We start from the raw sequence: 26,070 nt of genomic DNA on the forward strand, positions 1-26,070 counted from the left end.
TTTGACATATTTGCTGATTGGTCATCCATGGGAAGTATCAAACAAGACATTAAAGAATCTGCCCTTGGTTTTGCTGAGGCCGCCCAAGAAAAATGGAGGGATTTGGTCCAGTTTCTCCAAGAGGCCTGGCCAATTCTTGCTTTGCTCTTCATTCTACTGGTCGGCATATGGTTATATGCCGACCCACCACCTCCGAGACAGGTCTTAATGGCTACGGGAACTGAGGGTGGTTCATATGAGGTGATGGCCAAAAAATATGCAGCTTTTTTTGAGAAAAAAGGTATCAAGCTTGAGCTGGTGAAAACCAAGGGCGCTCAAGAAAACTTAAAACGCCTTGCTGATCGCAAAGATCCCTTGCAAGCAGCATTTGTTCAGGCTGGGACATTTAATCCCGACGGAATTGGTGGTATTGATTCACTAGGTGCGGTCGATTATGAGCCTATATGGTTTTTTTATCGCGGGCCAGAAATTAAGGCGTCTAATTTTAGAGAAGCGAATGGTCAAATGAAATATTTCCTTAAAGGGAAAGTTTCTATCGGTGCTGTTGGTAGTGGCACCCACTCTCAAGCTACGCGCTTGATAGAGGCATCTGGACTTCAGAAAGAAGCCCATTTCTTATATTTACCTAATCATGAGGCAGTAAATGCTCTAAAGAAGGGTGAGATTGATGGTGCTTTTTTGGTTGATGGCTATCAATCAGAAAATGTTCAAGCATTACTGAGCGATCCACAAATTCATCTCGCTGGATTTGAGCGAGCCCAGGCATATACCCATCTCTTACCTTACTTGCATACCTTAAAAGTGCCTATTGGTGGATTTAGTTTGCCTAGAAATAATCCCGATACTGACATACAGTTGTTATCAACAACGACCAATCTATTGATTGATGATCGCATGCATCCTGCGCTTCAATTTCTTTTTTTAGAAGCGGCGCACGAGATTAACGGTAAAGCTAATTTTTTTGCACGGCGCGGAGAATTCCCTTTCTTTGGAGATTCTCATTTCCCGGAGAGCCCAGTCGCTTTGCATTATGAAAAAAATGGTTCGCCTTGGTTAATGACCTATTTCCCATTTTGGCTAGCAGAGCTCGTCAACCGTTTACTGTTTGTGTTCTTACCATTCTGCATGATCGCTTATCCAGCCCTCATTAGTCTTCCTGGTTATCGAAATAAGCGAATGCGACGCAAGATTAACTCCCTGTATGGGACTCTCAAAGCCTATGAGCAGGAGATGATTGAGGGTTTCTCATCAGTCTCTGGTGATGAATATCTTAAAAAGCTGGATCTTTTGGAATACGAAGCGCTCCAGCTAAAAGTTCCCAAGAGCATGGCTGGCGACTACTACACTCTGAGGACTAATATTGATTATGTGCGGAACTGCTTAAATCGAGATACTAGACCATATCAACTCCAAGATGGTAATGTTGATATTTGATACGACATATTGCTTAAATAAAGATTCGCCTTATGAGACCTTACGACCACCCGGCCAGAAGACAGCTGCACGATGAGGTCCATGCGCGCCCCCCAATTGCGCTGTGGCCAAACGAAAGAGTGCTATCCCAATCTTTTCTGCTCGATGCAAATTCTCGTCAAACTCAGATTGCGTGGATTCAAAAGTTAAGCGCTGCATTGGGCGTGCCCAATGATGAGCAGGACCACTCTTTCAAAATATTGACCCTGACTCCTGAGCCCCAGAGAGTGCTGATCAAATGGGAGTTGCATGGTGAGTTTGCAACTATCGCGGCCATTGTGCATAACCCAGTCAAAATTACTGGGCCGCTGCTAGACTCTCGCCTTGCTCTGGAAAAGAGCTTGGATAAATTATTTCAGGACCTAGGCTGCCCAACGATTGTTGAGGCAGGTGGCGACAGAATTTCAGCATTAGATATCGCATTTGAGCATCGTCCTCTATTTTCTGAAGCTCAAGAGGTTTCCGCTATTTTTAGTGGAAATACCGTACTCGGAAGTTACATTTTGTTGAGTAAGAAAGCTCAACTGTGGACGGATTTAAGTTTGGATGAAGATGGCTTCATCTCTTACTTTATTCCGCACGATATTTTGGGCTCACGACAGGCTGGTCGTATAGCACGAGCTCTTGCTGAAGCGGAAACCTATCGTATGGCAGCCATGATCGCATTCCCAGTGGCGAAGAGTCTCTCTATGCCACTCAGAAGTGCGGAGTCGGAATTGGCAGATCTTTCTAAGAATATTTCTCAGCTCCAAACCGAGCCTGGTATCCATACTGAAAAGGATGGACAGTTTTTAGGTGAGCTTTCTCATTTAGCCTCAAGAGCCGAGCAGTGGATTTCTGGCTATGGATTGCGCTTTACTGCCTCAGAGGCATACAGCCAATTGCTTAGTAAGAACTTATATGAGTTAGCAGAGTCTCCGATTCCAGGTGTGCAGTCCTTATCGGAGTTTATGGATCGGCGTTTTCAGCCTGCGATGGGTACCTGTATTTGGACTCAGCGTAGATTAAAAGAGCTGTCTGACCGTATCTCGAGAACTACTCAAACCTTGAGGACTCGTATTGAATTTGTAAATGAGGAGCAGACGCAGAAATTGCTTGCTAGCATGGATCAGCGGGCACGTTTGCAATTACGTCTGCAAGAGACAGTAGAGAGCTTGTCAGTTCTGGTATTGACTTACTATGCAGTGAGTTTATTGGCCTATGTCGCTAAAGGCGGCAAAGAGGCTGGTCTTGCTATTCATCCAGAGATTGTTGCCGCAATTGCAGCCCCAGTGGTCGCGATCATCTTCTTGTTGATTAGTAAGCGGCGACGCAAGCGAATTGTAGAGATGGGCAAATCGCTCTAGACATTAAAAAAGAGGCCGAGGCCTCTTTTTTAATGAGCGTAGATACTTTATTAACCCAAGCTGTCTGCCCAGATATTGTGTGCCCAGCCCCAAGCATAAACACCCTCGAGAGTGGTTGGGGCCGGTGAGAGGCCACCAGCTCCTTTAACAGGCAAGAAGGTTTTTTTCTCAGCATCATATTGATGCACGCTAGCCACGTGAACCACATCCCTGGTATTAACAAAGCTATAGCAAGTATTGGTGACTACTGGCGCTGGATTGACTTCCCAGCCGCTGAGTTCAGCAACAATAGCTGCTGCAGCAACCTTGGCATGCTGATTAGCCATATGCCCTGACTTTGGCATCGTTGGAGCAATCTGAATCGAGTCACCCAAGACGTGAATATCTTTACGCGCTGTTGATTCAAAGTTGAGGAAGTTCACATTCACCCAGCGTCCATTGGAGTTGGCTAAACCTGTCTTCATGGCAATTTCACCGGCAGACATTTGCGGCAAGACATTCAACACGTCAGCCTTCACATCATCAGCAACTTCCAGTTTGAGTGTTTTGGTTTTAGCGTCTACACCAACCACATTATGTTTAGGTCGATACTCAATAATGCCAGCGTACTGCTCGGCCCATACCTTCTTAAACAAACCTCCTTTGGAGGTGACATCCTGGTTAGCATCCAGAATTAATACCTTACCCTTAGGATTATGTTGCTTGAGGTAATTTGCAACCTGGCAAGCACGCTCATAAGGTCCAGGAGGGCAGCGATAAGGCGCCTCTGGAATGCTAATTGCAAAAGTACCACCTTCGCGCATAGCCGCGATTTGTTTATGTAGGGCAACAGTTTCAGGACCCGCTTTCCAGGCTTGCAGGGTTACGCCATCTTTGTTAGCTTGTGCTAGGCCCTCAATGCTCTTGAAATTCAGTGATATGCCGGGAGACACGACAGCCTTGTCGTAACGCAAAGTTTTGCCGGAGGCAAGGGTGACTGTTTTCTTATCCGGATCAATGCTGCTGACGCTGTCTTGAATAATCTTGATGCCATGACGCTTGCTCAGTGTGTCATAAGGTGATGTGATTTCAGCTAGAGTTCGTGAGCCGCCAACAACCAAATTGGACAGTGGGCACGAGATAAAAGAGGTATTTGGCTCTATGAGAGTCACTCGCGCTGTGTTGTTTGAGAATAGTCGCAAATACTTAGCGGCAGTAGCGCCACCATATCCGCCACCGATAACGAGAATTTCTGCTTTTTGTAAATTGGCTGCTTTTGTTTGGGTAGACAACCCTGCAAGTAGACCTACTGCTGCAGCGCTCTGACCTATAAAATGTCGACGATCCATGGCGCCTCCTTATTGTTTCTTGCCAAGTTGATTGGCAATAGTGGTGAGTTGTTCATCGGTATAGCCTTTTGCTAGCTGGGGCATGATGGTCCCCTCTAAGGCGCCAGACTTGTAGGCTTTGAGTTTTGCCAGCATCTCTTGGCTGGTCAAGTTGTTGATAAGTGGCATCCCACCGTCAACTACACCTTTGCCATCTGTACCGTGACAATTAGCGCAGGTTGCAGCAAGGCTACGGTTGTATAGTTGTTCAGCACTCTGTGCAAAGCTGAGGCCGCTCCACTGGCTCAAGCCAATCAAGGTGCCAGCCACCAAAATAGGTTTTAGGTACTTCACTCGCATAGGGATAGTCTCCGTCATACACACAGCAGTTTTAAGAATGATGCTTACAAATAGTATCTTAATCAGATAGTGATTAGATTGGTGGTTTTACTTAGATGAATTTTCAATATGCTTAGAGTAAAAAGTGAGGGTATTGATGCCGATAGTTTTTAGCTTTTAAGCCCAAGACCTATAAACTAGCGATATGCGTGGCTCTTTTACTTACCGAAATGCACTTTTTATCCTTCTTCTAGGTGTATTCACCTACTTTTATGGTTTAGATAGTCGCTTCGCCCCAAAAAATGGGGATGAATATCCCTACATGCACATCGTTCGGATGACTGCGGATGTTGGGGCTTGGCTACCCCTTCAATCCGAGATGGATGGTATTAAAAATACTAAGCCTCCCCTGGTGTTTTGGGAGGGTATCGCTAGTACTGCTTGGGGCAGTGATTGGAGCCTTTTCGCGCTACGCTGGCCTAGTGTTTTATATACAGGCTTAACAGCATTTTTCTTATTTTTGGCTGTTGCTCGGTTTAGTGGAAAAAAGCAGACCGGACTGCTGGCAGCTTTAGTGTGGCTTTCTTTTTTTGCAAGCTATCGTTATGGCCGCCCATTCCTCACTGATCCTCCCGAAGTATTTTGGTTGAGCTTGCCATTCTTTGCGCTTCTCTATTGGGGTAAAGCTGCTTTTGAATCTAAGCTCTTATTTCCGCTGTTGGCGGGCGCCTCATTTGGTATGGCCTTATTGTCAAAGTCCTTTGCTTACATTGTTCCTGCTGCGTTTGCCTTAGGCCTTTTTTACTGGCGCTGGCGAGAGTGGAGTATTCCAAAAGTCTTATTGAGAGACTTATATAAAGTTATTTTGATTACTCTACTTGCTCTGGGTATATTCGCGCTCTGGTTTGTGCTGGATCCTTTTCCAGAGGCAGTTTGGAAAGAGTTTGTTCTGGGTGAGAACGCTGGCAAGTTTGAGGCACGGAGCTCGCATTACCTGCTTGATCTAGTGCGTGGAGGGGATAGCATTTGGATGCTGGCCTTAACGACTCTAGCAAATGCTGGTCTTTTCACTTTCGTTTTGATTTCTGCTTTGATTCAATGCTGGAGAGAGCGTCGATTTATATCTCTTGAAGAGGGCTTGCTACTCCTCTTGGCTTTGGCATTTTTTATTGTGTTTAGTTTGCCAAGCCAGCGATCTGGTCGATATCTGCTGCCAGTGATGCCGGTATTCGCTGCTCTTATTGCAATTTACTGGGATCGATTGCCTTTATGGGGGTTTTGGATTGCATTGCTTTTGCAGCTGATCTTGCTTTCTGCGCTTTCTTGGGTTGGCGGAAACTTACAGTTATCGGATTTCTTGGGCCAGTCTGGCATTTGGAATTACTCCCCATGGCATTGGGTATTCATGGCGGCTTCAATTGCCTTGGTATTGCTAGGTATATTGCATCGAGACCGTAGCAAGGTAATTGCTTTGGCGGGTTGCTTTCTTTGCTATTGCGCACTCACCACTAGTCTGTCACCCCTTGAAGGTGCTTTAGGTCGATATTCTGAATCCACTATTCAGGATGTTGCAGGAAAAGATGTTTGGGTGCCTTGTGACTATCGCGCTAAAGATGAGGAGTATCGACTCTTGTTACCAGGTGCAATATTGCATGGCTATTTGGCAAAGGATGCGACCCAGATTGATTTGCTCAGCAATACTTATCCATTAGTGGCTGTTCAGTCGTCAATAGGTGTAGAGCCAGCACTTTGTGAATCTTGCCAGATCGTAGGTAAGCGTATGGAGATGCGGGCCCGGCATTCTGATGCTGAGATTCAGGCGATACTTAAAGGCCATATTGGAGAGCATTTATTTGTGAATGAGTATTTAATTTCTACACCCGCAACGATGACCTTGCCATTGGTAGGTAAGGACGCTTGTCGATGAACCGCGTAGTTGCTTTTTGTTTTTTATTACTTGCTTCTGTGCTGGGCTATCTACATATTGATAGTCGCCCAATATGGGCTCCATTTGCAGGTGAATATCCAGTCCACAGTGTGCAGCAAGCGGATGATGTTCCTCAGTCAATCGAGGATGTAAAGCCAGCAAAGAATCTTAAACATATTGCGCCAACAAAGATCGCACAGCCAAGTCTCAGGATAGATTGGTTGCCAGATACTGGCGCTCCTTCAGTGCATGCCGCCTCCTTAATTGCGCTGAAAGATGGTGTGATTCGAGCCTTCTGGTTTGCAGGGAGTCGCGAAGGTGCACCAGATGTGGTGATCAATACATCTGTTTTTGATCCACAGGCAGCCAGGTGGAGTGCTCCAACTGTTGTAATGGATCGAGTTAGTGCAGAAAAGGGTCTGTCCCGTTACATTGCTAAATTAGGTAATCCTGTTCCAGTAAGAATGGCTGATGGTCGCATGCAGTTATTTTTTGTCACCGTATCGATTGGAGGTTGGGCAGGCAGTTCAATCTCTTCAGTGATCTCGGATGATGAGGGTTTAACTTGGGATCGGCCTCAGCGCTTGATTAGCTCACCCTTAATTAATCTCAGCACCTTGGTAAAGTCACCGGCTATCCCATTTGCCGATGGCCGCTTGGGTTTGCCCGCTTATCACGAATGGATTGGTCGCTTTGGGGAGTTCCTCAGAATCGAGGCAAGTCAGGTTATTGATAAACGACGTATGAGCTCTGGTAGAAGTGCGATTCAGCCTGCAGTTTTTACTGATGGGCCTCAAGAGGCAAGCGCTTTTTTCCGTCAAACACGGTCAAGCTCGCAGCCAAAGCAAATCCCCGTCAGTGACACCAAGGATGCTGGACAGTCATGGGTTGTAACGAAAGATCTTGAAATTCCCAATCCAAACTCAGCCCTTGCTGCACTTACTTTAGCTAATGGCACAAAATTAATGGTGCTCAATAATATTGAAGCAGCGCGTTATCGATTGGTAATGGTGATGTGTGAGCCAAACTCTACTCAATGGCGAGTGATTCAGGTACTTGAAGATGATGAGACTTTGCTCAATAACTTGCATCGAGAATTCTCATACCCATATTTAGTATCTGCGAATGGTGAGGATGCCCATCTTGCCTATACCTGGAATAGACAAAAGATTAAGCATGTGCACTTTCCGGCTGCTTGGTTTAACTATGCCGTAAGCAGTTTTAAAGAAAAGGATGCGCAATGATGGCTCCTTATTTACAAATCATTGCATTACTTGAAATGTCAATTACTTGTGCGGTAGTGTTGATGATTCTTCTTCAAAAACTATCCTCATTAGAGATCCCATTTTTAATTCGACTGCTGATGGTTTTATTACTAGCCAACCTATTTTTCTGGCCGCTGGGAATGTCGCTTGAGTTACCTTTGTCTGCCTATGTCCGTGGAGTCACTGGGGAGCTTAGTATCGTGACAATGCTTTTGTTGTGGAGCTCCATATTGCCTGCTGCACAAAAGACGCCGCTGGGATTCAAAGCCCCTTTAGCAATCATTGCAATTGTGTTTTATCCCCTAGCGCTAGGCTTTGGAATGTTCGATCCCTATGTATGGGGCTATGGCTCCATTGGATTCTTGGGCGCCGTTATTCTATTTGCCATTGTCTGCGGTCTAGCTGGATGGACTAAGGGTGTTTGGCTTATTTCGGTTGCAATCATTGCTTGGGCAGCCCATTGGCATGAGTCAGCAAATCTCTGGGACTATCTCTTGGATCCTTTCTTGGCCATTTGGGCTCTGCTTGCTATCCCCAGCGCAATCCATCAGAAGCGTCGTGAGAAGGCGCAGTCAGGATATCTTTTTAGGGCGGGTTAATTGACTATAAAGTAGGCAATGATCCTGCCGATGATATTGGTGCAATAAAAAAGGCCAGCTAGAAGCTGGCCTTTTGACAACATTTGCGATCCGGTTAAGGATTAATCAGAAATCTTTGATTTACGAATCAATGGACCCCACTTATTGAGCTCTGAATCAACTTGAGCCTTAAGAGATTGTGATGTGACTTTATCCATTGAAACAATATCAATACTGGACTCATCAAGACGCTTCTTAATATCTGGATCTTTCAATGCAGCTTTCAGGGCAGCATTAATTTTGGCAACTACAGCTGGAGGAGTGCCTTTAGGTGCATAGATACCATGCCAAACTTTAACGTCAAAGCCTTTTAAGCCTTGCTCATCTAAAGTAGGAATATTAGGCAAGCTTGGCAAGCGCTTTGGTGTTGTTACACCAAAAGTTTTCACTTTGTCTGCTTTGATGTATCCAACAGTCTGAGTAGTTTGATCGCAGAGCAGATCAACCTGACCGCCTAACAAATCAGTAAGGGCAGGACCTGTACCTTTGTAAGGGATGTTAGTTAGCTTCACGCCTAAACGACTTTGGAACAGTAAGCCGCAAAGTTGAGAAACTGCGCCTGGGCCAGCATTAGCCATAGTTACTTTAGAACCATTGGCTTTGATGTAGGCCTCGAGTTCTTTAAAGTTATTGGCTGGCAAATCTTTTTTACCTAAGAGCACCATTGGCACATCAACAACTTGACCGATGTATTCAAAGCTCTCTAATGGATCGTATGGGAGCTTGTCATACAGGGCTGGCGCAGTTGCCATACCGATGTGATAAATAAACAGTATGTAGCCATCTGGTTTTGCGCGCGCTACTTTAGTAGCGGCAATTGTGCCTCCTGCACCAGTAACGTTTTCAACTACGACAGTTTGTCCAAGTGATTTGCCCATTGGTACGGCAATCAAACGGGCAACAGTATCTGTAGGCCCACCGGCTGAGAATGGAACCACCAAGGATATGGGCTTCGTTGGAAATGGCTCATCCGCTGCTAAGGCTTGTGTCGATAAAAGGCCGCTGGCAAGAAAAAGCGTTCCTACGCTAGCTAGCAAAGTTTTCTTTAATTTCATTTAAGTCTCCGTTAATGTGTAATGCGAAGTAATTTTGCCACTTTTAATTACTATCGCCTTTAGGGTTTACCAGTAATTGCTAGTGTTCTTTGCGCCAATAAGACTACTGGGCGGTCAATCATGCGGCCATCTAATTTCACTGCGCCACCCTTAGATGCTTTATCCGCTTCAATCACGCGATGCGCCCAAGAGACTTCTGCGGCAGTGGGCATAAAGGAGGTCTTCACTAGGGAAACCTGTTTTGGGTGGATGCATAGCTTGCCACCAAAGCCCATTCTTTTCGCTCGCTCCGCATCATCAGTGATGCGCTCAATGTTGTCAGTAGAGGGACTAACCCCATCAATTGGAGGGGCAATCTGTGCCAAGCGTGAGGCCAACACAATCTGAAAGCGTGCCGTATGTAGTTCGGATTCTTGGGGGTCGCACACCATTCCCAAGTCTGCCTGCAAATCAATATTGCCCAAAGCCAAACGTAATACCTGCTCAGAGTTTGCAATCTCATTAAGGCGATCAAGGCCAATAGCAGTTTCAATCATCGGAATGATTGCAGTGTTTGGCAGGATTTGTGCTGCGCCATTAATTTGGTCGAGAGATTCACTCTTAGGAATTAATAGACAAGCTGCATCTAATTCTTGAGCCAAGATTAGATCTGCTGAATAAAAATGGCTGCCAGGAGAATTCGAGCGAATAATCAGACGCTTTTTTTGTTCTGCACTAAACGTAGGCCAAGCAGAGCGAATGGCTGCGCGTGCAGACTCTTTGTCTTCCTCAGCAACTGCATCCTCTAGGTCGATGATGACGCCATCGGCGCCACTATCTAAGGCTTTAGTGAAACGCTCTGGGCGTGTGCCCGGAACAAATAAGAAGGTGCTGCTAAAGCCAAGGGGTGTATCAAGTGGGTTCATCAATGAGGCTTTATTAAAAATGAAACAAAAGAGAAAAAATAAACGATTCTGAAGTTAAGGGAGTAATTGGCCTATCTTGGACTGATTGCGGATATTCCACAAGCGCTCGATAGCAGCACTCATCTCGCTTGGGCTTGCGCCACCACTAAATGCAGCAAGACGCATCGCCTTATCTGTAATCTCAGCACGGCTTAAGGTGTTGCCAGGGTCTCCCTTGGGCTCATCAACACGACCTTCTAATGCTTCACCATTATTTAAATAGACTTTGACTTTGCCGATCCAGCTTTGGGGGTAGGCACTATCTACCTCAGAATCTAAGATCATGGTGACGCGATCGCGGAATAAGCAAATTTCTTGATCATGAAAATGTTGATCAAATTCTTGTAAGCCGGCAAATTGATAGTGGGCAACTAGCGCTAATACAGTTCCCATAGAGAACTTAGATTGATGCACGGTGGCAGGATCTATTACTGGACCCAAGACATCAATTGCTCCTTGGTGAACCAAGGTTTCTACCTTGGCGATATCGCTAGGCTTGAGATGGTGTTTCAACATGATTTGCAATAAGGCATCGGCAGCAGGGTGGGTATGACGACAAGAGGCGTGATATTTGAAGCTAGTTTCTGCAATGGTCCAACGCGTTCCCAGTCGATTAATTAATTTGCTTGGATCAGCATCACTCGACATGCCGGCAGCCAAACCTTGTTTACCTTCTAAGATATGCTCAGCACCAGTGAAGCCGGATTGCGCTAAGTAGGCTGACATCAAGCCGGTTGAGGCGGCATGTGCTGTATGTAGTTGCTTAGAGTCGGCAGCATCGCGCAGAAATTCCCAAAGACCGGCAGATTGTGTACCAGCCGAACCAAAAGCATGCAGCATTTGGCTTGGGTTGAGTTTAAGAAGATGACCTACAGCAGCTGCAGCAGCTAAGGTGCCGGCAGTGCCTGTAGTGTGAAATGTTTTGTAGTGTGAGCGGCCTAAAAACTCGCCAACCCGAATGCCGACCTCATATCCTGCAACTGCGGCTACGAGCAGATCTTTTCCTGAGGCATCTATGGCTTGAGCCGTTGCGAGAGCGGCAGGAAATACGATAGTTCCTGGATGAAATACAGAGCCATTGTGCACGTCATCTTGTTCAGCCACATGCGATGCAGCTGCATTTGCTAATGTCGCTAAGAAAGGGCTTGATGTTGTGCGGTGAATGAGGATTTCAGCAGAGCCAGGGTTGGTGTCATTGAAGCCACCCATACTTTGTGCAAACTTTGTAATTGCCTCTACCGGGCGCGAACCTTTGCCAGCAATCGCAGAGCCAAACCAGTCCACTAGTAAATCTTCGGTGCGGGCAATGACCTCTTCGGGGATATCGCCAATTTTTAACTCAGAAGCAAATGTAGCTAAGGCCTTGGATAAATGCGGAGTAGTCATAACAAAATCATTCCCTAGGCTAAAACTGCAGTGGCTTGCATAGTGAGCCAGCCTTCGTGATCTTCAGCCCAAATAGAGATGGTTTTTCCAGATGGATCTCTCTCGAGATCGGGTTTTGCGCTGACTTTAAAAGGATTGATATCAAAAGTAGGGCGAATGGCGCGGAACTCAAAGCTCTTCAACCTGCAGCCTGGAATGCTTTGGCGCACCAGATCTACCAATAAGGTTGCAATTAAAGGACCATGAACAATAAGGCCAGGATAGCCCTCTACTTCAGTGACGTATTTGCGATCGTAATGAATGCGATGGCCGTTAAACGTTAGTGCTGAGTAGCGAAACAATAAAACATCATCAGGTGTAATAGTCTTTGTCCACTGTGCATCTGTGGGTGCTGGTGTGGGTGCAACGGGCTTATCGTCTGGGCCAGGTGCATCGCGATACACGATGTCATGCTCTTCAATTAAGGCTAAGCCATTTTGATTGGAGATTGCATGCTTTACCAATACGAAAATGAGATCACCAGTGCGACCTGCTTTGTGTGTCACAGATTCAATTCTGGAGACGCGCTCGATCTCATCACCTACTTCGAGCGGAGCTAGCCATTGAACTCGGCTGCCGGCCCACATCCGACGTGGTAGCGGTACGGGTGGTAAAAATCCGCCACGCTTAGGGTGGCCATCAGGTCCGATTTCAGATTGAAGGGCGCAAGGCAAAAAATAGAGCCAATGCCATAACTCCGGAAGAAAAGTGCCGTCATTCGGTGCAGGGTCTGGTCGATCGAGCGTTGCCGATAAGGCTTTGACTGGAGCTGCAGTAACAATGTCTTGAAGAGTCTCGGTTTTGCCGAGCCACTCTTGAAGATGGGTGATGGTTTGAGGTTCGATTCGCATAACTTCCATTATGCCAATTTCAGCTCTAAATGCGATGGGTCTAGATCAATAAACTCGCTAATAAATAACTGAGTAAGCCGGCTAAGGCTGAGCCAGTTAACACGCTAATCACACCTTTTTGAAACTTAAACAGCGCTAAGCCTGCAAGCAAGGTAATTGCAATCGAAATCCAAGAGATGGAGCCGCCTAGACCATGTGGAAAAAAGACGTGATAGGCAAAGAACAGCCCAAGATTGGCAATGACGCCAACTACAGCGGCAGAGATTGCTGTGAGTGGAGCAGTAAAACTTAACTTGCCATGTGTGGATTCAATGAGCGGTCCGCCGACCAAGACCAAGAAAAAAGAGGGAAGGAAAGTAAACCAGGTGGCAACGCAGGCACCAAGTACGCCAAACCAAAATGGATTGCTATTGCCGATGAGATGTTGAATGTGGCCAGCTAGGTAGCCAACAAAAGCCACCACCATGATGAGCGGTCCAGGGGTAGTTTCTCCAAGCGCTAACCCATCCATCATTTGACCGGCGCTGAGCCAATGAAATTGATCGACAGCGCCCTGATAAACATAGGGCAGAACTGCATAAGCACCACCAAAGGTGAGAAAGGCGGCCTTAGTGAAAAACCAAGCAATTTGCGGATAAAGTGTTTTCCATCCAAAAATCAGGGCCAATGCAATAAATGGAATAAGCCAGAGCGCTGTAACTACTGAGCTATGTATTACAAACCGCTCTCTGGAAAACTTGGCATGCTCTGGAGTTGGCGTGTGATCGTCAATGATGGCAGGGGCATGCGTCTCACCCACTTTATTGTGAGGAGTAGTTTGTTGAAAATATTCTGGGAAACGCTTACCACCCCAAATGCCAATCAAGGCCGCAAAGATAACAATGATCGGGAAAGCCAGGTTAAATATAAAGATCGCCAGAAAAGATCCCAGTGCAATCCAACGTAGTGCGTGATTGTGAATTGTACGCTTACCAATACGGACTGCAGCATGCAGAATGATGGCGGTAACGGCAGGTTTGATGCCAAAGAAAATAGCGGCAATCCAGGGTACTTGGCCAAAAGTTAGGTAGACCCAAGATAGGCCAATCAAAATAAAGAGAGAAGGCAAAACAAAGAGGGTGCCGGCTAGAACCCCACCCCAAGTGCGATGCATGAGCCAGCCAATATAGGTGACTAATTGCTGAGCCTCTGGCCCCGGTAACAGCATGCAATAGTTCAGCGCATGTAAAAAGCGCCGCTCAGAAATCCAGCGACGCTTTTCAACAAGCTCTTGGTGGAGGACAGCAATTTGCCCCGCGGGCCCACCAAAGCTAATAAAGCCTAGCTTGGCCCAAAATTTCAGGGCTTTGCGAAGTGGAACGCTCAAACTTCGTCCATTCCACCAACAACTTGGCTAAAGCCATTATCAACATAAATAATTTCAGCGGTGATTCCGTTTGCTAAATCAGATAGCAAGAAGGCGGCGGTATTGCCAACATCATCAATGGTGACGTTACGACGCAGTGGTGCAGTTTGTTCAACGGCCTCTAGGATCTTTCCAAATCCTTTAATGCCTGAGGCAGCCAAAGTTTTAATTGGGCCAGCAGAGATGCCGTTAGCACGAATACCTTTAGGGCCAACGGAGCCGGCGAGGTAACGAACAGAGGCTTCAAGGGATGCCTTGGCTAAACCCATGGTGTTGTAGTTAGGTACATTCTTCATTGAACCTAAGTAAGTGAGAGTCAATAAGGATGACTTGTCACGCAACATTGGCAAAGCTTCTTTTGCCATCGCTGGGAAGCTGTAAGCAGAAATATCATGAGCAATTTTGAAGCCTTCGCGCGACAGACCTTCTAAAAAGTCGCCTGCAATAGCCTCGCGTGGCGCAAAGCCAATTGCGTGAACAAAGCCATCAAACTGCGGCCAAGTCTTCGCTAAATCCTTAAAGAGGGCTGAAATCTGTTCATCGCTACCAACGTCGCAGTCAAAAATCAGCTCGGTATTGAATTCTTTAGCGAAATCAACAATGCGGTCTTTAAAGCGCTCACCAACGTAGGTAAAGGCTAATTCAGCCCCTTCGCGGTGGCATGCCTTGGCAATGCCATAGGCAATTGAGCGGTTAGAAAGAAGGCCGGTAATCAGAATTTTTTTGCCAGCGAGAAAGCCCATATCGTGTCCTTTGCTTCAAATGTGGTTTGCTATCTACAATTGTTGCATATATGCCCATGCACCCTGCCATCCGCCAAATCCCCACTTTGCTGCTCTTAGCCCTTCTGGCTGGGGTAGCAGTCAATTCGGCTCAGGGTGCCCAGGGAATTGCTCAGTACGGCAAACCCAAGTACGCGGATGGATTTAGCCATTTTGACTATGTGAACCCGAATGCTCCTAGGGGTGGCACGCTCACTTTGCCCAACCCGGACCGCCGGACAAGTTTTGATAAGTTCAATCCATTTACCTTACGTGGCGTGGCTGCCCCTGGCATAGCTCAGCTGATGTTTGAATCCTTGGCGGTAGGCAGTGCGGATGAGGTCTCCAGTGCCTATGGTCTGATCGCAGAAGATATTGCGGTCGCACCCGACAAGATGTCTGTGGTGTTTCGGATTCGTCCAGAGGCGAAGTTTTCGGATGGCAGTGCGATCTTAGCTAGTGATGTCAAACACAGCTTTGACACTTTGATGAGTTCACTTGCTAATCCGCAATTTAAAACGGTCTATGCCGATGTGAAGCAAGCGGTAGTGGTTTCTGATCGGGTAATCCGTTTTGATTTTAAGAATCGCAATCCTGAATTACCGGTGATGGTGGGTACCTTGCCAATCTTCTCTCGTAATTGGGGCAAGAAGCCTGATGGCACGATTACGCCATTTGATAAGTTAACCTTTGAGCTACCGATAGCGAGCGGTCCCTATGTCATTGAGTCTTACAAAGCTGGTAAGACCATGATCTTTAAGCGCAACCCAAATTACTGGGCTGATCAGGGCGGTAAGACGCTTAATGTCCGTGTCGGTTTTTATAACTTTGATCGCGTGAACTACAAGCTCTATAGCGATGATGCCGTTCGCCTAGAAGCCTTTAAAGCTGGAGAGTTCGATGCTCTGGTTGAGTACCGCGCTAAGAATTGGGCAAAGAGTTATGTTGGCCCCAGATTTAATGACGGCACTCTAGAGAAGAAAGCTTTTTTAAATCACAACGGCGCAGGCATGCAAGGTTTTGCCATGAATGTACGCCGTCCGATTTTTCAGGACCCGCGTGTGCGACAAGCCTTGGGTTATGCGCTCGACTTTGAGTGGTTAAATCGCCAGCTTTTCTTCGAGCAATACAGCCGTATTAATAGCTACTTTACCAATAGTGATCTGAGTGCTAATTTTGATGGTCCTCGCAAACCCACTGAAGCGGAATTGAAATTACTTAAACCTCTGAAGGCGCAATATCCTAAGTGGGTGCCGGATGCAGTCTTTGGTCCAATGCCTCCTGCACCTTCAACTGCTGCCCCTGACAGCTTGCGTCAGAACCTGCGCAAAGCAAGAGATTTATTGGCTCAGGCTGGCTGGCAATATCGAGATGGTGCCTTACGCAATATGCAAGGCGAGCCTTTCCGTTTTGAGATGGTCGAAGATGGCCCATTCTTTTTAAGAGTGATTTCTTCCTATGTGCGTAATTTAGAGAAGCTGGGTATTCAGGTGGATATTCGGACAAGTGATTTTGCTTTGCATCAGAAGCGCATGGATGAATACGACTTTGATATGACTACCATTCGTTTCCCGGACTCACAAAGCCCCGGTAATGAATTGTGGGATCGCTTTGGAAGTCAGGCTGCAAAAGAAAAAGGCTCTGACAATGTGATCGGGGTTCAATCTCCAGTGGTCGATGCCTTAGTGGACGCGGTTGTTAAAGCCCAGACCCGTGAAGAGTTGCGTGCAGCTACTAGAGCTTTAGATCGTGTGCTGTGGAATAGTTATTACGTGATTCCGCAGTGGTACAACCCGACACACCGAATCGCGTATCGTAAAGAGATGCGCTACCCAGAACCTCCTTTGTATTACACCGCCGAATCTTGGATTTTGCTCAATTGGTGGAAAGAAGGGGCGCGCTAATGCAAGGGCAAATGTGGTCTTATATTTTCAAGCGCGTGCTCTTGATGATTCCCACCTTATTAGGTGTTTTAACTCTTACCTTTGCTGTAGTGCAGTTTGTGCCGGGCGGTCCAGTAGAACAGTTGATGCTGGAGTTAAAAGGCAAGGGTGATGCCGCAGTCAGTGGTGCTGAATCTTCAGGTGGCGGAAGCAACTATCGTGGCCGCCAAGGTGTAGATGCCGAGCGCTTGGCTGAGGTTAAGGCTTTATATGGTTTTGATAAGCCGCCAGTAGAGCGTTATTTCATGATGCTCAAGCGTTTTGCGAAATTTGATCTCGGTCAGAGTTACTACCAACATCAAAGTGTCTGGCAGTTAGTGGTTTCTAAATTGCCAGTATCTATCAGCATAGGTTTATGGACTTTCTTTCTCACTTACTTGGTGTCGATACCCTTGGGTATTGCCAAGGCGGTCAGGGATGGCTCTCGCTTTGATGCGGTGACGAGCACGATGATTTTGGTAGGCTATGCCATCCCAGGATTTGTATTGGGTGTTCTCTTGCTCGTCATCTTTGGCGGTGGTAGTTTCTTGCAGATTTTCCCGCTGCGCGGACTCACTTCAGATAACTGGAGTGAGTTGAGCATGATTGGGAAGGTCATGGATTATTTGTGGCATTTGGTTTTGCCGATTACCGCTTCAGTTTTAGGAAGTTTTGCAGTGATCACGATGTTGACGAAGAACTCCTTCCTGGAAGAGATTCGTAAACAGTATGTGTTAACTGCGAGAGCCAAAGGCCTCACCGAGAAGCAAGTGCTTTGGAAGCATGTCTTCCGTAATGCGCTCTTGCCTTTGGTGACAGGCTTCCCAGCAGCATTCATTGGTGCCTTCTTTACTGGATCGTTGCTGATTGAAACTCTGTTTTCTTTGGATGGCCTGGGTTTACTGTCTTATGAGTCTGTTATGAGACGTGACTATCCGGTGGTTTTCGGAACGCTCTATCTTTTCACCTTGATTGGCTTGTTCACTAAATTGATCTCGGATCTTTGTTATGTCTATATTGATCCGCGCATTCAGTTTGGTGCTGGAGGTGGCTCATGAGCCGCTGGCATCGATTTAAAAACAGCCGTATGGGTTATGCCAGTCTTTGGATCTTTATGACCTTGTTTGGCCTATCTCTATGCGCTGAGTTTATTGCCAATGACAAGCCCTTGATAGTCCGCTACGAAGGTAAGTTTTATTTCCCGATTGTGAAATCACAACCCGAGAGAGTGTTTGGAGGCGACTTCGCTACACCAACAGATTTTTTAGATCCCGATATTCGTCGCAATATTACGAGCAATGGTAATTGGGCGATTTATCCCCCGATACCTTATAGCTACGAAACACTGAACTACTTTTCAAAAGTACCCAATCCTGCGCCACCATCTTTTGACAACTGGTTGGGTACTGACGATCGGGGGCGCGATGTTCTCGCGCGCTTGATTTATGGTTTCCGTCTCTCAATTCTGTTTGGTTTAGCACTCACTATTGTTGGTGTGAGCGTAGGTATCATCACCGGCTCTTTAATGGGATTCTTTGGCGGTAAGTTTGATCTGGTTTCTCAGCGCTTGATTGAAATTTGGTCTGCGATGCCAGAGTTATATCTGCTGATCATCTTTGCTTCCATCTTTAACCCGAGCATTTGGCTCTTGATTATTTTGCTAGCAGCATTTGGTTGGATGGGTCTTTCTGATTATGTGCGTGCTGAGTTTTTCCGTAATCGTGCATTGGAATATGTGCGAGCTGCCAGAGCGTTGGGCTTAACGAACTTACAAATCATGCGTCGTCATATCCTGCCCAACAGCTTGACACCAGTCATTACCTTTCTGCCCTTCAGAATGAGTGCGGCGATTTTGTCTCTCACGAGTTTGGATTTTTTAGGTCTTGGTGTGCCGCCTGGCACTCCCAGTCTTGGGGAGTTACTTTCTCAAGGAAAAAGTAATTTAGATGCTTGGTGGATTTCACTATCGACCTTTGTGGTCTTGGTAGCCACTTTGCTCTTGCTTACCTTTATGGGTGAGGCCTTGCGCGATGCTTTTGATTCTCGCAAGTCTGGTGCTATGCGTGGAGGGCGTTCATGAGTTCCACAGCAAAACTGAATTCAGAAACTTCGCCATTACTTCGCTACGAGGATTTTTCAATTTCCTTCGGTACTGGTCGGCGTGAAAAATTTGCCGTTAGCCATCTTGATCTCGAGATTGGGGTGGGTGAGCGCGTTGCCTTGGTTGGTGAGTCTGGCTCAGGCAAAACTCTGACTGCCTTAGCGCCACTGCGTCTTGAGCCCGAGGGTGCAAAAACATCGGGCCGCATTTTGTGGAACGGTCAGCATACAAATGCTGGCAATCAAGCAGTCAATTTGCTGGATTTACCGATTCAAGATATTCGTGAGATTCGGGGTCGTGAGATTGCCATGGTCTTTCAGGAGCCCATGACTGCACTTAACCCTTTATTCACCATTGGCAATCAAATTGTTGAAGCTGTGCAGGTATATCAACCTTTAATTTCTAAAGCAGACTCGATGTCTGCAGCAATTGAGTTGCTTAAGAAGACGGGTATCCCGGAGCCAGAGAAGCGCTTCCACTCCTACCCACATCAATTGTCTGGTGGGCAGCGTCAACGGGCCATGATTGCCATGGCCTTAGCGTGCAAGCCGAGATTGCTCATTGCGGATGAGCCGACCACCGCTTTAGACGTTAGTCTGCGTTTGCAGATTTTGGATTTACTCAAAGAGTTGCAAGAAGAGTCTAGGGATCATGGTGGCATGGCCATTCTCTTGATTACGCATGATCTCAATTTAGTAAAGCATTTTGCTCATCGTGTTGCCGTATTGAATCAGGGAAACTTGATGGAAGTTGGGTCAACTAAGCAAGTGTTCGAACACCCAGATAATCCTTATACAAAAGCCTTGGTAAATAGCGCGCCTGTGCGTGATCTGGCGCCAGTAATGCCATTGGCACCCGTCCTGCTCAAGACGGAGCATTTATCTGTCTCTTACCCAGGGACTGAAGCTGCTGCTTGGTTTAAAAAGCCTCCAGGTCATCAGGTCTTGCGTAAGGTAAGTTTTGAACTCAAGCAAGGACAAACCATTGGTGTCATTGGTGAGTCAGGCTCAGGTAAGACTACTTTAGGCATGGCAGTCTTAGGATTATTGGGTGACACTGCCGCAGAAATTACGGGCGATGTAGATGTGCTGGGAAATGATTGGCAAAAGTTAAAGCCAGCAGAGCGCCGCGCTATGCGTTCCAGTTTGCAGGTAATTTTTCAAGATCCTTTTGGTTCACTTTCTCCACGCATGAATGTGATGCAAATAGTTTCAGAAGGTCTGGATGTGCACTTTCCAGATTTGTCTGCGCCAGAACGTGAGTCGCGCGTCTTAGATATTCTTCGAGAAGTCGGCATTGATCGTTCTGCACTCACGCGTTATCCCCATGAATTTTCGGGTGGCCAAAGGCAACGTATTGCAATTGCCCGCGCTCTGATCCTCAAACCACAGATCTTGGTCTTAGATGAGCCCACCTCAGCATTGGATGTATCAATTCAAAAACAAGTGCTTGCCCTATTGACTGAGCTCCAGAAAAAATACAACTTGGCCTACCTGATGATTAGTCATGATTTGGCAGTTATTCGAGCAATGTCCCATGAGGTCATGGTGCTCAAAGCGGGTAGGGTGGTGGAGTTTGGTGATACTGAGACTATGATTCAGCACCCTCGCCAAACCTATACCAAAGAGCTATTCACGGCTGCTGAGCTAACTTAAGCTTTAAGTAGGCGCCCCAATAAGGTGCCATTTTGGCGCATTTATGCACCGTAATAGAAAATACTTGTTTTAAAACAAGGCATTAGCCTCAGAGCTAGCGTTTGTTGAAATAGCTCTTCTTTGTTAGAATGGATTGATGTCACTTAAAAAAGACCTCTTGCCAGCGCTGCTTAAGCAAATGTCAACGGCTACGCTGATTGCATTCGCGTTTGCTACGCATCCTGCGTTGGCAGCAGATACTGCATTGGATGATTCAAAAGAAGCTCCAGTTGAGGCGTCTACTGAAGCTCCTAAGCAAAGCATGTTCCAAACAGGTAAGTCTTACTTTATTCGTGCATCAGATCGTTTGGCAGATTCAGTTACCGGTAAATCAGATGAGTTGATTAATCGCGCCATGGAAGTGATTGGTGTGCGTTATCGTTGGGATGCAGAGTTGCCACAATCCGGTTTGGACGGCAGTAGTTTTGTGGGCTATGTTTTTAAAGATAAATTGGGTTTTTTATTGCCACGCAAATCCACTCAGATGAGTCGCGTAGGTAAGCCCATCACCCGCGAAGAATTGCAGCCTGGTGATTTGGTGTTCTTTAACACCATGCGTTTAACTTTCTCTCACGTTGGCATTTACGTTGGCGACAATAAATTTATCCACTCTCCATCCAAGGGCACTAGTGTGCGTGTAGACGATCTTAGTAGTCTCTACTGGGATAAGCGTTTTGATGGTGCGCGCCGTTTAGATGGTAGTGACAACTTGGGTGATGCAGAGCGTCAAGAGTTGTTGAATGAAGTGAATAAACTCAAACGCAAATCTCGCAGCCTCTAATTTTTACTTTAGAAGCTTGCTGCTAAGCCTATAGAAGTTCCTCGGACGTTCTGTCCAAATTGATACCGAAAAACTAGTCGCACCCTACTAAACATGGGGTCTGAGGCACTACGATCAATTTCTATTCCGGTGCCTACAGAGGAGAGTGAATCGAACCCAAGAGCCCCGCGGAGCTGGCCAAGAAACTCGGTATGCGCCACCTCAAAGACAGCTCGTAATGGCCTCTCTAATACGGTTAGAGGTGTGGGGTATCTGGCTCTGGCCCACAATCCTAAACTTTGAGAGTCTGCAGATCCTTGAACGGCGGTGGAGCTATCAAAGGTGTTGATGGCGATATTGGTGTAGCGCAACTCTGCATCGTATTCACGTTCGGGTTTGTAGTCCTCATAGTCAAGCATTAATGAGCCACCAAGACCATAAGCATTCATTCGACCTCCATTTAAGAACTGTAGGTCTACTCCTGTTTTATTTTCTATGATGCGACCTGCAATCGAGAGGTCGCTCTCGACGTGGCCCAGCATGACGTTGGCAATTGGGCGAATGCGTAGAGTATCTGTTAGCGGGAAGTCCCAGCCGACACCGCCGGTTCCGGTAATGCCAGTCCATTTGACGGGCACCGTAACACTCGTGTTACCTATGCCGTCAGTAAATGTTGGATCGTAGCGATTAAATGCAATCGTGCCCTCAAGATAGAGTGGGAAGTTGGCGCTAATACGGTCTCCACCCCCAAGAGAAATCATTTGTAAATTTTGATTTTCTCCGCCTTTATCGGTAATCGAGAGTGATCCGGTGGTGACATCTGGGGTGAGTGAGTAGCCCGTGATGGTCATGAAGGCATCAGTACGTTTCTTAAGGTAGTTATTGGCTGCCGTTGTGAATTGGCCGCTCTGCGCATAAACGAGATGCACTTGCGTACTCAGTGCCAGCGCGATCAAAACTTGTAGAAGGGTGGGGATAGATTTCATAAACAATTGCACCGAATCCTAAATCAATCACCCCATCTTGGGAAGTTAGCCCTGGGGCTAGGATCGAAGTTTTTCTTTTAGAGCTGCCATCTGCTCTTGAGCGGCTTCCTCTCCTGCGAGGATGGCTGCATTTCTGGATTTGAAATCACTGCTATTCATTTGCTTGAGGTGAGGAGTGATCACAATATCAGCACTTTTAAGTTCGTACTGATTAATACTTCGCTGCATGATGGAGATCGTCTGCTGCATGATGCCAATGGTTCCACTGGCATCTTGATGAACTGGTTCCGAAGAGATATTGACTGCAATGACTAGAGTTGCACCCATCTGTCTTGCATAGCTTGCAGGAACTGGAGCGACTAAGCCGCCATCGACATATTCTTTGCCGCTAATGACTGCTGGCTGGAATACGCCTGGAACACTACATGAGGCGCGCACTGCTAGACCTGTGTTGCCAGAGCGAAACAAAATGCCTTTGCCCGACTGCAGGTCAGTCGCCACAATTCCTAATGGGATGCGCATTTGCTCGATCGATTTATTTTGCACTTCACGATTGACCATGTTTTGAAGGGCATCCCCTTTGATGAGGCCACCAAATCTTCCGACAAAAGGAAGTCCCCAGTCGGCAATAGTGGCTTCATCCAGATTTAAAGCAAGTCGGTTTAGGTCATTGCCGGTAGCGCCAGAGGCAAGTAATGCAGCAATGACGCTGCCAGCGCTGCTCCCGACCACAATATCGGGCCGAATACCTTGAGCTTCTAGAGCCTTAATGACCCCTACATGGGCAAAGCCTCGGGCTGCTCCAGCGCCAAGAGCTAGGCCGACTACAGGCTTGCGGTTGCTCATTAAGCTACACCCAGTTAGGCCTGAGCCCCCAATGAGGGCGCCTAAACCTAGGCTTAAACCTAGAAAACGGCGCCTTGTATCAGTCTCGAGGGATGAGGCTTGGGGTGGGACTGTAATTTCATGCATGTGGCTATTGTATTGAGCCTCCCTTATAATGGCCAAACGGTGAGCGAAAAAGACTTCGTTTCAGCGCGGGCAGCTCTCCCATAAGGAATTTCGGAGATGAATTGCCCGTAGTAGCTAAATAGAGCCACCAGAAAACCACCAACCCATTACTGAAATACATTTTTATAGTCTCATCAGGCCCTCCCTGATAGCCCGAATTTTATGGATGATCACAATAAACGCGTAATTGAAACAGCCCTCTTGTGCGCGCAAGAACCACTCACAGTTGCCGATCTGACGCGCTTATTTGCTGAAGATATTGCTGCTGGCGAAATTGATGATGCTCTATTGGAGCTGCAAAAGGCCTGGGAAGATAAAGGCATGGAGTTGGTGCATATTGCTACTGGCTGGCGTTTTCAGAGCCGCTTAGCAATGCGCGAATATCTCGATCGTCTGACTCCTGAAAAGCCGCCAAAGTATTCCCGTGCGGTGATGGAAACATTAGCGATTATTGCTTACCGTCAACCAGTAACCCGTGGTGAAATCGAAGAGATTCGTGGGGTTGCGGTGAGTAGTAATGTGATGAAACAGTTGGAAGATCGTGGTTGGGTCGAAGTCATTGGGCATAAAGAGACTATCGGCCGCCCAGGTTTATACGCGACTACCAAACAATTTTTAGATGACTTGAGTCTCACGAATTTACAAAGTTTGCCAATGTTAGAAGACGCTGCGCCGATGGCTGCAGCAGAACAATTGGGTCAAGCGGTGATGGAGTTTGATCCGAGCGCTACGGTGGAAACAGTCATCGAGTTGGATGAAAACGGTCAACCGATTATTCAGTCAGCAAGCGAAGAATTAGCGCATGAAGAATCCAACAACGAAGAATCCAACAACGAAGAAGTTGAGATTGCTGATGATGAAATCAGCGAAGAGACAAGTGAAGAAGTAGAAGAAGTTACCCCAGAGTCTGAAGACAAATCAGACGAACAAAAATAATTATTAATGACAAGTCATAACGAAAACGATTCATCTCCGATTAAACCGACATCGGACAATTCCCCTAGCTCTGAAGCCGCACCTAATCCCGCAGAAGGTGCGAGGGGTGAAGGCCGCGAAGGGCGTGAAGGCGGCCAGCGTCGTCCACGCCGCCAAGGTGCGGGCGCTAGCAAGCATCCATTTAATAAGAAACGCCCATTCAATAAAGATCGGCCTCGTCGTGAGGGCGGTGAGTCTGGTGGCCAGCGCGAGGGAGGCAATAATGCATCCGCTAAGCTCGCACCAAATCCAGCAGAGAGCGAAGCCTTATTTGCATCAGTGGTTTCTGGAGAATTCGATGCTGCATTAGATGCACCAGAGGTTGTTGAAGTTAAAAATCCTGATGGCCTTAACGAGAATGAGATTTCTCATCAGACTGGTGCAGAGCGCCGCGCGCAACGTGTGCGTCATGATGATGATGCTGATATGCCTAGCGATGATGAGATGAGCAGTTTGCAATTTGCAAACATCGATGATTTGCCGCTGAGTTTGCGTGATGAAGTTTGGTCCGACCTAGATGGTTTAGACGACGACGCTGACGACGAAGATACCGTGAAGTTGCACAAAGTGCTGGCTGATGTCGGCATGGGTTCACGTCGCGATATGGAAGACCTAATCATTCAAGGGCGCGTATCTGTAAATGGTTTACCGGCACATATTGGCCAACGTATCGGACCTACCGATCAAGTGCGTATTAACGGTAAGCCAGTGCATCGCAAGATACAGACTAAGCCGCCGCGCGTCATCATGTATCACAAGCCTGCCGGCGAGATCGTAAGTCAATCTGACCCAGAAGGCCGTCCAACCGTATTTGATCGTTTACCAAAACCGCGTCAAGGGCGCTGGATTGCAGTAGGCCGCTTGGACTTTAATACCGAAGGTCTTTTGTTATTCACCACGTCTGGTGAGTTAGCCAATCGCTTGATGCATCCTCGTTACGGTGTTGAGCGTGAGTACGCTGTCCGTATTTTGGGTGATCTGAGCCAAGAGAATATGGCTCAATTAAAGAGCGGCATTACCTTAGATGATGGCCAGGCTAAATTTTTACGTCTTTCCATGGGTGGTGGGGAAGGTGCAAACCGTTGGTATCACGTTGCTTTGACTGAGGGTCGCAACCGCGAGGTTCGCCGCATGTTTGAGGCGGTTGGCCATACGGTATCGCGCTTAATTCGAACTCGTTACGGCATTTTCTTGTTACCCCCACGCTTGAGAAGGGGTAAATGGGAGGAGATTGAGGCTGGCGGTATCTATAACCTGATGAAGTTTGCAGGTTTAAAAATGCCTCAGCCACAAGATAAAGGCCGCAATCCAAATCCTCAGGGTCGCGATCGCCGCTCTCCTGCTGGTGAGGACTTTCAGCCCGATCCAATGCAAACCTCAGTTTCTTACTGGGGTTCACGGGATGCGCTCACCCAGGCCAGTGGCCATGGTGCCTTAACCCATCAAAGCAGAGGTGGAAAGCCTGGTGGCAGTGGTTCTGGCGAAGGTCGTGGTCCTTTCCGGGGTCGCACCCAGGGTGGTCGTCCAGGCGCTGGTGGTCAGGGTGGCGGTCAGGGTGGCCAAGGTCAAAACCGTAATAAAGGCAAAAAAGTCCATCATGGACAGTCTGCTTTTGTGACTGCAAGCCCCCAAAGTCCTGGAAATGGCCCTAAACGGGGAGCACCAAAAGGGCGCAAACCTTTCAATAAAGGCCCTAGAAAACCTCGAAATCCAAGCGAAAGCTTCTGATTTCTATCAGTTTTCCTCTAAATCGGCTATAATTTTGGTCTTACAGCAGTTCGCTGCTGTTTTGAGTTGTTACCGACTGATGTTGCGATCAACGTAAGTCGGCCTGTTCTGAATTTCGAGAATATGGGCTTTGAAGCCCATTTTTTTTTGCCGTTTT

At 47.1% G+C, this 26,070-nt stretch carries 22 protein-coding genes; 12 read left to right on the forward strand and 10 right to left on the reverse strand.

Features of this window, described 5'->3' with window-relative positions; genetic code table 11:
* Positions 1–27: 27 nt before the first annotated feature.
* Positions 28–1,434 (forward strand): TAXI family TRAP transporter solute-binding subunit, encoded by a 1,407-nt coding sequence (locus A2X74_RS04265; RefSeq protein ID WP_293624628.1) that lies wholly within the window; start codon positions 28–30, stop codon positions 1,432–1,434.
* Positions 1,435–1,466: 32 nt separating this feature from the next.
* Positions 1,467–2,819 (forward strand): DUF3422 domain-containing protein, encoded by a 1,353-nt coding sequence (locus A2X74_RS04270; RefSeq protein WP_293624626.1) that lies wholly within the window; start codon positions 1,467–1,469, stop codon positions 2,817–2,819.
* Positions 2,820–2,869: 50 nt separating this feature from the next.
* Here A2X74_RS04270 and A2X74_RS04275 read toward each other — a convergent pair whose 3' ends face one another.
* Together A2X74_RS04275 and A2X74_RS04280 are read right to left on the reverse strand one after the other, a co-directional pair.
* Positions 2,870–4,147, reverse strand: a complete 1,278-nt coding sequence (locus A2X74_RS04275) for an NAD(P)/FAD-dependent oxidoreductase (protein ID WP_293624624.1) — start codon at positions 4,145–4,147, stop codon at positions 2,870–2,872.
* Positions 4,148–4,156: 9 nt separating this feature from the next.
* Positions 4,157–4,486 (reverse strand): c-type cytochrome, encoded by a 330-nt coding sequence (locus A2X74_RS04280; RefSeq protein WP_293624622.1) that lies wholly within the window; start codon positions 4,484–4,486, stop codon positions 4,157–4,159.
* 184 nt (positions 4,487–4,670) lie between these two features.
* Here A2X74_RS04280 and A2X74_RS04285 point away from each other — a divergent pair, with 184 nt between their 5' ends.
* Genes A2X74_RS04285 through A2X74_RS04295 form a run of 3 tightly spaced genes read left to right on the forward strand, consistent with a single transcriptional unit; the run spans position 4,671 to position 8,256 of the window.
* Positions 4,671–6,392 carry a phospholipid carrier-dependent glycosyltransferase gene (locus tag A2X74_RS04285; protein ID WP_293624620.1) on the forward strand — a complete coding sequence of 574 codons (1,722 nt, stop codon included), beginning with the start codon at positions 4,671–4,673 and terminating at the stop codon, positions 6,390–6,392.
* Positions 6,389–7,636, forward strand: coding sequence for a sialidase family protein (locus tag A2X74_RS04290; protein ID WP_293624618.1), 1,248 nt, complete (start codon positions 6,389–6,391; stop codon positions 7,634–7,636). Before A2X74_RS04285 ends, A2X74_RS04290 begins: the two co-directional genes overlap by 4 nt.
* The gene (locus A2X74_RS04295) at positions 7,633–8,256 is read left to right on the forward strand and encodes a hypothetical protein (RefSeq protein ID WP_293624616.1); all 624 of its coding nucleotides are present in this window, start codon (positions 7,633–7,635) and stop codon (positions 8,254–8,256) included. The genes A2X74_RS04290 and A2X74_RS04295 overlap by 4 nt, the downstream gene beginning before the upstream one ends.
* A gap of 101 nt (positions 8,257–8,357) precedes the next feature.
* Here the strand turns inward: A2X74_RS04295 and A2X74_RS04300 are convergent, their stop codons facing one another.
* From A2X74_RS04300 to fabI, 6 genes are read right to left on the reverse strand one after another with little or no spacing between them, the layout of a single operon-like run.
* The gene (locus tag A2X74_RS04300; RefSeq protein ID WP_293624614.1) at positions 8,358–9,350 is read right to left on the reverse strand and encodes a tripartite tricarboxylate transporter substrate-binding protein; all 993 of its coding nucleotides are present in this window, start codon (positions 9,348–9,350) and stop codon (positions 8,358–8,360) included.
* A gap of 59 nt (positions 9,351–9,409) precedes the next feature.
* Positions 9,410–10,255 (reverse strand): CoA ester lyase, encoded by an 846-nt coding sequence (locus A2X74_RS04305; protein WP_293624612.1) that lies wholly within the window; start codon positions 10,253–10,255, stop codon positions 9,410–9,412.
* Positions 10,256–10,309: 54 nt separating this feature from the next.
* Positions 10,310–11,680, reverse strand: coding sequence for an MmgE/PrpD family protein (locus A2X74_RS04310; RefSeq protein WP_293624610.1), 1,371 nt, complete (start codon positions 11,678–11,680; stop codon positions 10,310–10,312).
* A gap of 14 nt (positions 11,681–11,694) precedes the next feature.
* The gene (locus A2X74_RS04315; protein WP_293624608.1) at positions 11,695–12,579 is read right to left on the reverse strand and encodes a MaoC family dehydratase N-terminal domain-containing protein; all 885 of its coding nucleotides are present in this window, start codon (positions 12,577–12,579) and stop codon (positions 11,695–11,697) included.
* Positions 12,580–12,610: 31 nt separating this feature from the next.
* On the reverse strand, positions 12,611–13,936 hold the full coding sequence (gene chrA / locus A2X74_RS04320) for a chromate efflux transporter (protein ID WP_293624606.1): 1,326 nt from the start codon (positions 13,934–13,936) through the stop codon (positions 12,611–12,613).
* Positions 13,933–14,718 (reverse strand): enoyl-ACP reductase FabI, encoded by a 786-nt coding sequence (gene fabI, locus A2X74_RS04325; RefSeq protein ID WP_293624604.1) that lies wholly within the window; start codon positions 14,716–14,718, stop codon positions 13,933–13,935. The genes chrA and fabI overlap by 4 nt, the downstream gene beginning before the upstream one ends.
* Positions 14,719–14,768: 50 nt before the next feature.
* Between fabI and A2X74_RS04330 the strand changes: the two genes are divergently transcribed.
* From A2X74_RS04330 to A2X74_RS04350, 5 genes are all read left to right on the forward strand, one after another.
* Positions 14,769–16,640, forward strand: coding sequence for an extracellular solute-binding protein (locus A2X74_RS04330; protein ID WP_293624602.1), 1,872 nt, complete (start codon positions 14,769–14,771; stop codon positions 16,638–16,640).
* 11 nt (positions 16,641–16,651) lie between these two features.
* Positions 16,652–17,716, forward strand: a complete 1,065-nt coding sequence (gene yejB / locus A2X74_RS04335; protein WP_293624795.1) for a microcin C ABC transporter permease YejB — start codon at positions 16,652–16,654, stop codon at positions 17,714–17,716.
* The gene (locus A2X74_RS04340) at positions 17,713–18,738 is read left to right on the forward strand and encodes an ABC transporter permease (RefSeq protein ID WP_293624600.1); all 1,026 of its coding nucleotides are present in this window, start codon (positions 17,713–17,715) and stop codon (positions 18,736–18,738) included. The genes yejB and A2X74_RS04340 overlap by 4 nt, the downstream gene beginning before the upstream one ends.
* Positions 18,735–20,414, forward strand: a complete 1,680-nt coding sequence (locus A2X74_RS04345; RefSeq protein ID WP_293624598.1) for a dipeptide ABC transporter ATP-binding protein — start codon at positions 18,735–18,737, stop codon at positions 20,412–20,414. Before A2X74_RS04340 ends, A2X74_RS04345 begins: the two co-directional genes overlap by 4 nt.
* Positions 20,415–20,550: 136 nt before the next feature.
* Positions 20,551–21,234: a C40 family peptidase gene (locus tag A2X74_RS04350; RefSeq protein ID WP_293624596.1), complete on the forward strand. Its 684-nt coding sequence runs from the start codon at positions 20,551–20,553 to the stop codon at positions 21,232–21,234.
* Positions 21,235–21,242: 8 nt separating this feature from the next.
* Here A2X74_RS04350 and A2X74_RS04355 read toward each other — a convergent pair whose 3' ends face one another.
* Positions 21,243–22,199 (reverse strand): hypothetical protein, encoded by a 957-nt coding sequence (locus tag A2X74_RS04355; protein ID WP_293624594.1) that lies wholly within the window; start codon positions 22,197–22,199, stop codon positions 21,243–21,245.
* Positions 22,200–22,256: 57 nt separating this feature from the next.
* Positions 22,257–23,171 carry a patatin-like phospholipase family protein gene (locus tag A2X74_RS04360; RefSeq protein WP_293624592.1) on the reverse strand — a complete coding sequence of 305 codons (915 nt, stop codon included), beginning with the start codon at positions 23,169–23,171 and terminating at the stop codon, positions 22,257–22,259.
* A gap of 201 nt (positions 23,172–23,372) precedes the next feature.
* On the opposite strand from A2X74_RS04360, the gene scpB reads away from it, so the two are divergent.
* Both scpB and rluB read left to right on the forward strand, forming a co-directional pair.
* Positions 23,373–24,146 (forward strand): SMC-Scp complex subunit ScpB, encoded by a 774-nt coding sequence (scpB, locus tag A2X74_RS04365; protein WP_293624590.1) that lies wholly within the window; start codon positions 23,373–23,375, stop codon positions 24,144–24,146.
* A gap of 6 nt (positions 24,147–24,152) precedes the next feature.
* Positions 24,153–25,913, forward strand: coding sequence for a 23S rRNA pseudouridine(2605) synthase RluB (gene rluB, locus A2X74_RS04370; RefSeq protein ID WP_293624588.1), 1,761 nt, complete (start codon positions 24,153–24,155; stop codon positions 25,911–25,913).
* Positions 25,914–26,070 lie beyond the last annotated feature (157 nt).

Source organism: Polynucleobacter sp. GWA2_45_21 (assembly GCF_001830325.1).
Taxonomy (GTDB): domain Bacteria; phylum Pseudomonadota; class Gammaproteobacteria; order Burkholderiales; family Burkholderiaceae; genus Polynucleobacter.

Coding starts and splice junctions, on each gene's coding strand:
- fabI (WP_293624604.1), bottom strand. CDS start 14,718: ATGGGCTTTCTCGCTGGCAAAAAAATTCTGATTACCGGCCTTCTTTCT.
- rluB (WP_293624588.1), top strand. CDS start 24,153: ATGACAAGTCATAACGAAAACGATTCATCTCCGATTAAACCGACATCG.
- A2X74_RS04285 (WP_293624620.1), top strand. CDS start 4,671: ATGCGTGGCTCTTTTACTTACCGAAATGCACTTTTTATCCTTCTTCTA.
- A2X74_RS04280 (WP_293624622.1), bottom strand. CDS start 4,486: ATGCGAGTGAAGTACCTAAAACCTATTTTGGTGGCTGGCACCTTGATT.
- A2X74_RS04315 (WP_293624608.1), bottom strand. CDS start 12,579: ATGGAAGTTATGCGAATCGAACCTCAAACCATCACCCATCTTCAAGAG.
- A2X74_RS04360 (WP_293624592.1), bottom strand. CDS start 23,171: ATGCATGAAATTACAGTCCCACCCCAAGCCTCATCCCTCGAGACTGAT.
- A2X74_RS04275 (WP_293624624.1), bottom strand. CDS start 4,147: ATGGATCGTCGACATTTTATAGGTCAGAGCGCTGCAGCAGTAGGTCTA.
- A2X74_RS04330 (WP_293624602.1), top strand. CDS start 14,769: ATGCCCATGCACCCTGCCATCCGCCAAATCCCCACTTTGCTGCTCTTA.
- A2X74_RS04295 (WP_293624616.1), top strand. CDS start 7,633: ATGATGGCTCCTTATTTACAAATCATTGCATTACTTGAAATGTCAATT.
- A2X74_RS04300 (WP_293624614.1), bottom strand. CDS start 9,350: ATGAAATTAAAGAAAACTTTGCTAGCTAGCGTAGGAACGCTTTTTCTT.
- A2X74_RS04345 (WP_293624598.1), top strand. CDS start 18,735: ATGAGTTCCACAGCAAAACTGAATTCAGAAACTTCGCCATTACTTCGC.
- scpB (WP_293624590.1), top strand. CDS start 23,373: ATGGATGATCACAATAAACGCGTAATTGAAACAGCCCTCTTGTGCGCG.
- A2X74_RS04340 (WP_293624600.1), top strand. CDS start 17,713: ATGAGCCGCTGGCATCGATTTAAAAACAGCCGTATGGGTTATGCCAGT.
- A2X74_RS04310 (WP_293624610.1), bottom strand. CDS start 11,680: ATGACTACTCCGCATTTATCCAAGGCCTTAGCTACATTTGCTTCTGAG.
- A2X74_RS04270 (WP_293624626.1), top strand. CDS start 1,467: ATGAGACCTTACGACCACCCGGCCAGAAGACAGCTGCACGATGAGGTC.
- yejB (WP_293624795.1), top strand. CDS start 16,652: ATGTGGTCTTATATTTTCAAGCGCGTGCTCTTGATGATTCCCACCTTA.
- A2X74_RS04350 (WP_293624596.1), top strand. CDS start 20,551: ATGTCACTTAAAAAAGACCTCTTGCCAGCGCTGCTTAAGCAAATGTCA.
- A2X74_RS04290 (WP_293624618.1), top strand. CDS start 6,389: ATGAACCGCGTAGTTGCTTTTTGTTTTTTATTACTTGCTTCTGTGCTG.
- A2X74_RS04305 (WP_293624612.1), bottom strand. CDS start 10,255: ATGAACCCACTTGATACACCCCTTGGCTTTAGCAGCACCTTCTTATTT.
- A2X74_RS04265 (WP_293624628.1), top strand. CDS start 28: ATGGGAAGTATCAAACAAGACATTAAAGAATCTGCCCTTGGTTTTGCT.
- A2X74_RS04355 (WP_293624594.1), bottom strand. CDS start 22,199: ATGAAATCTATCCCCACCCTTCTACAAGTTTTGATCGCGCTGGCACTG.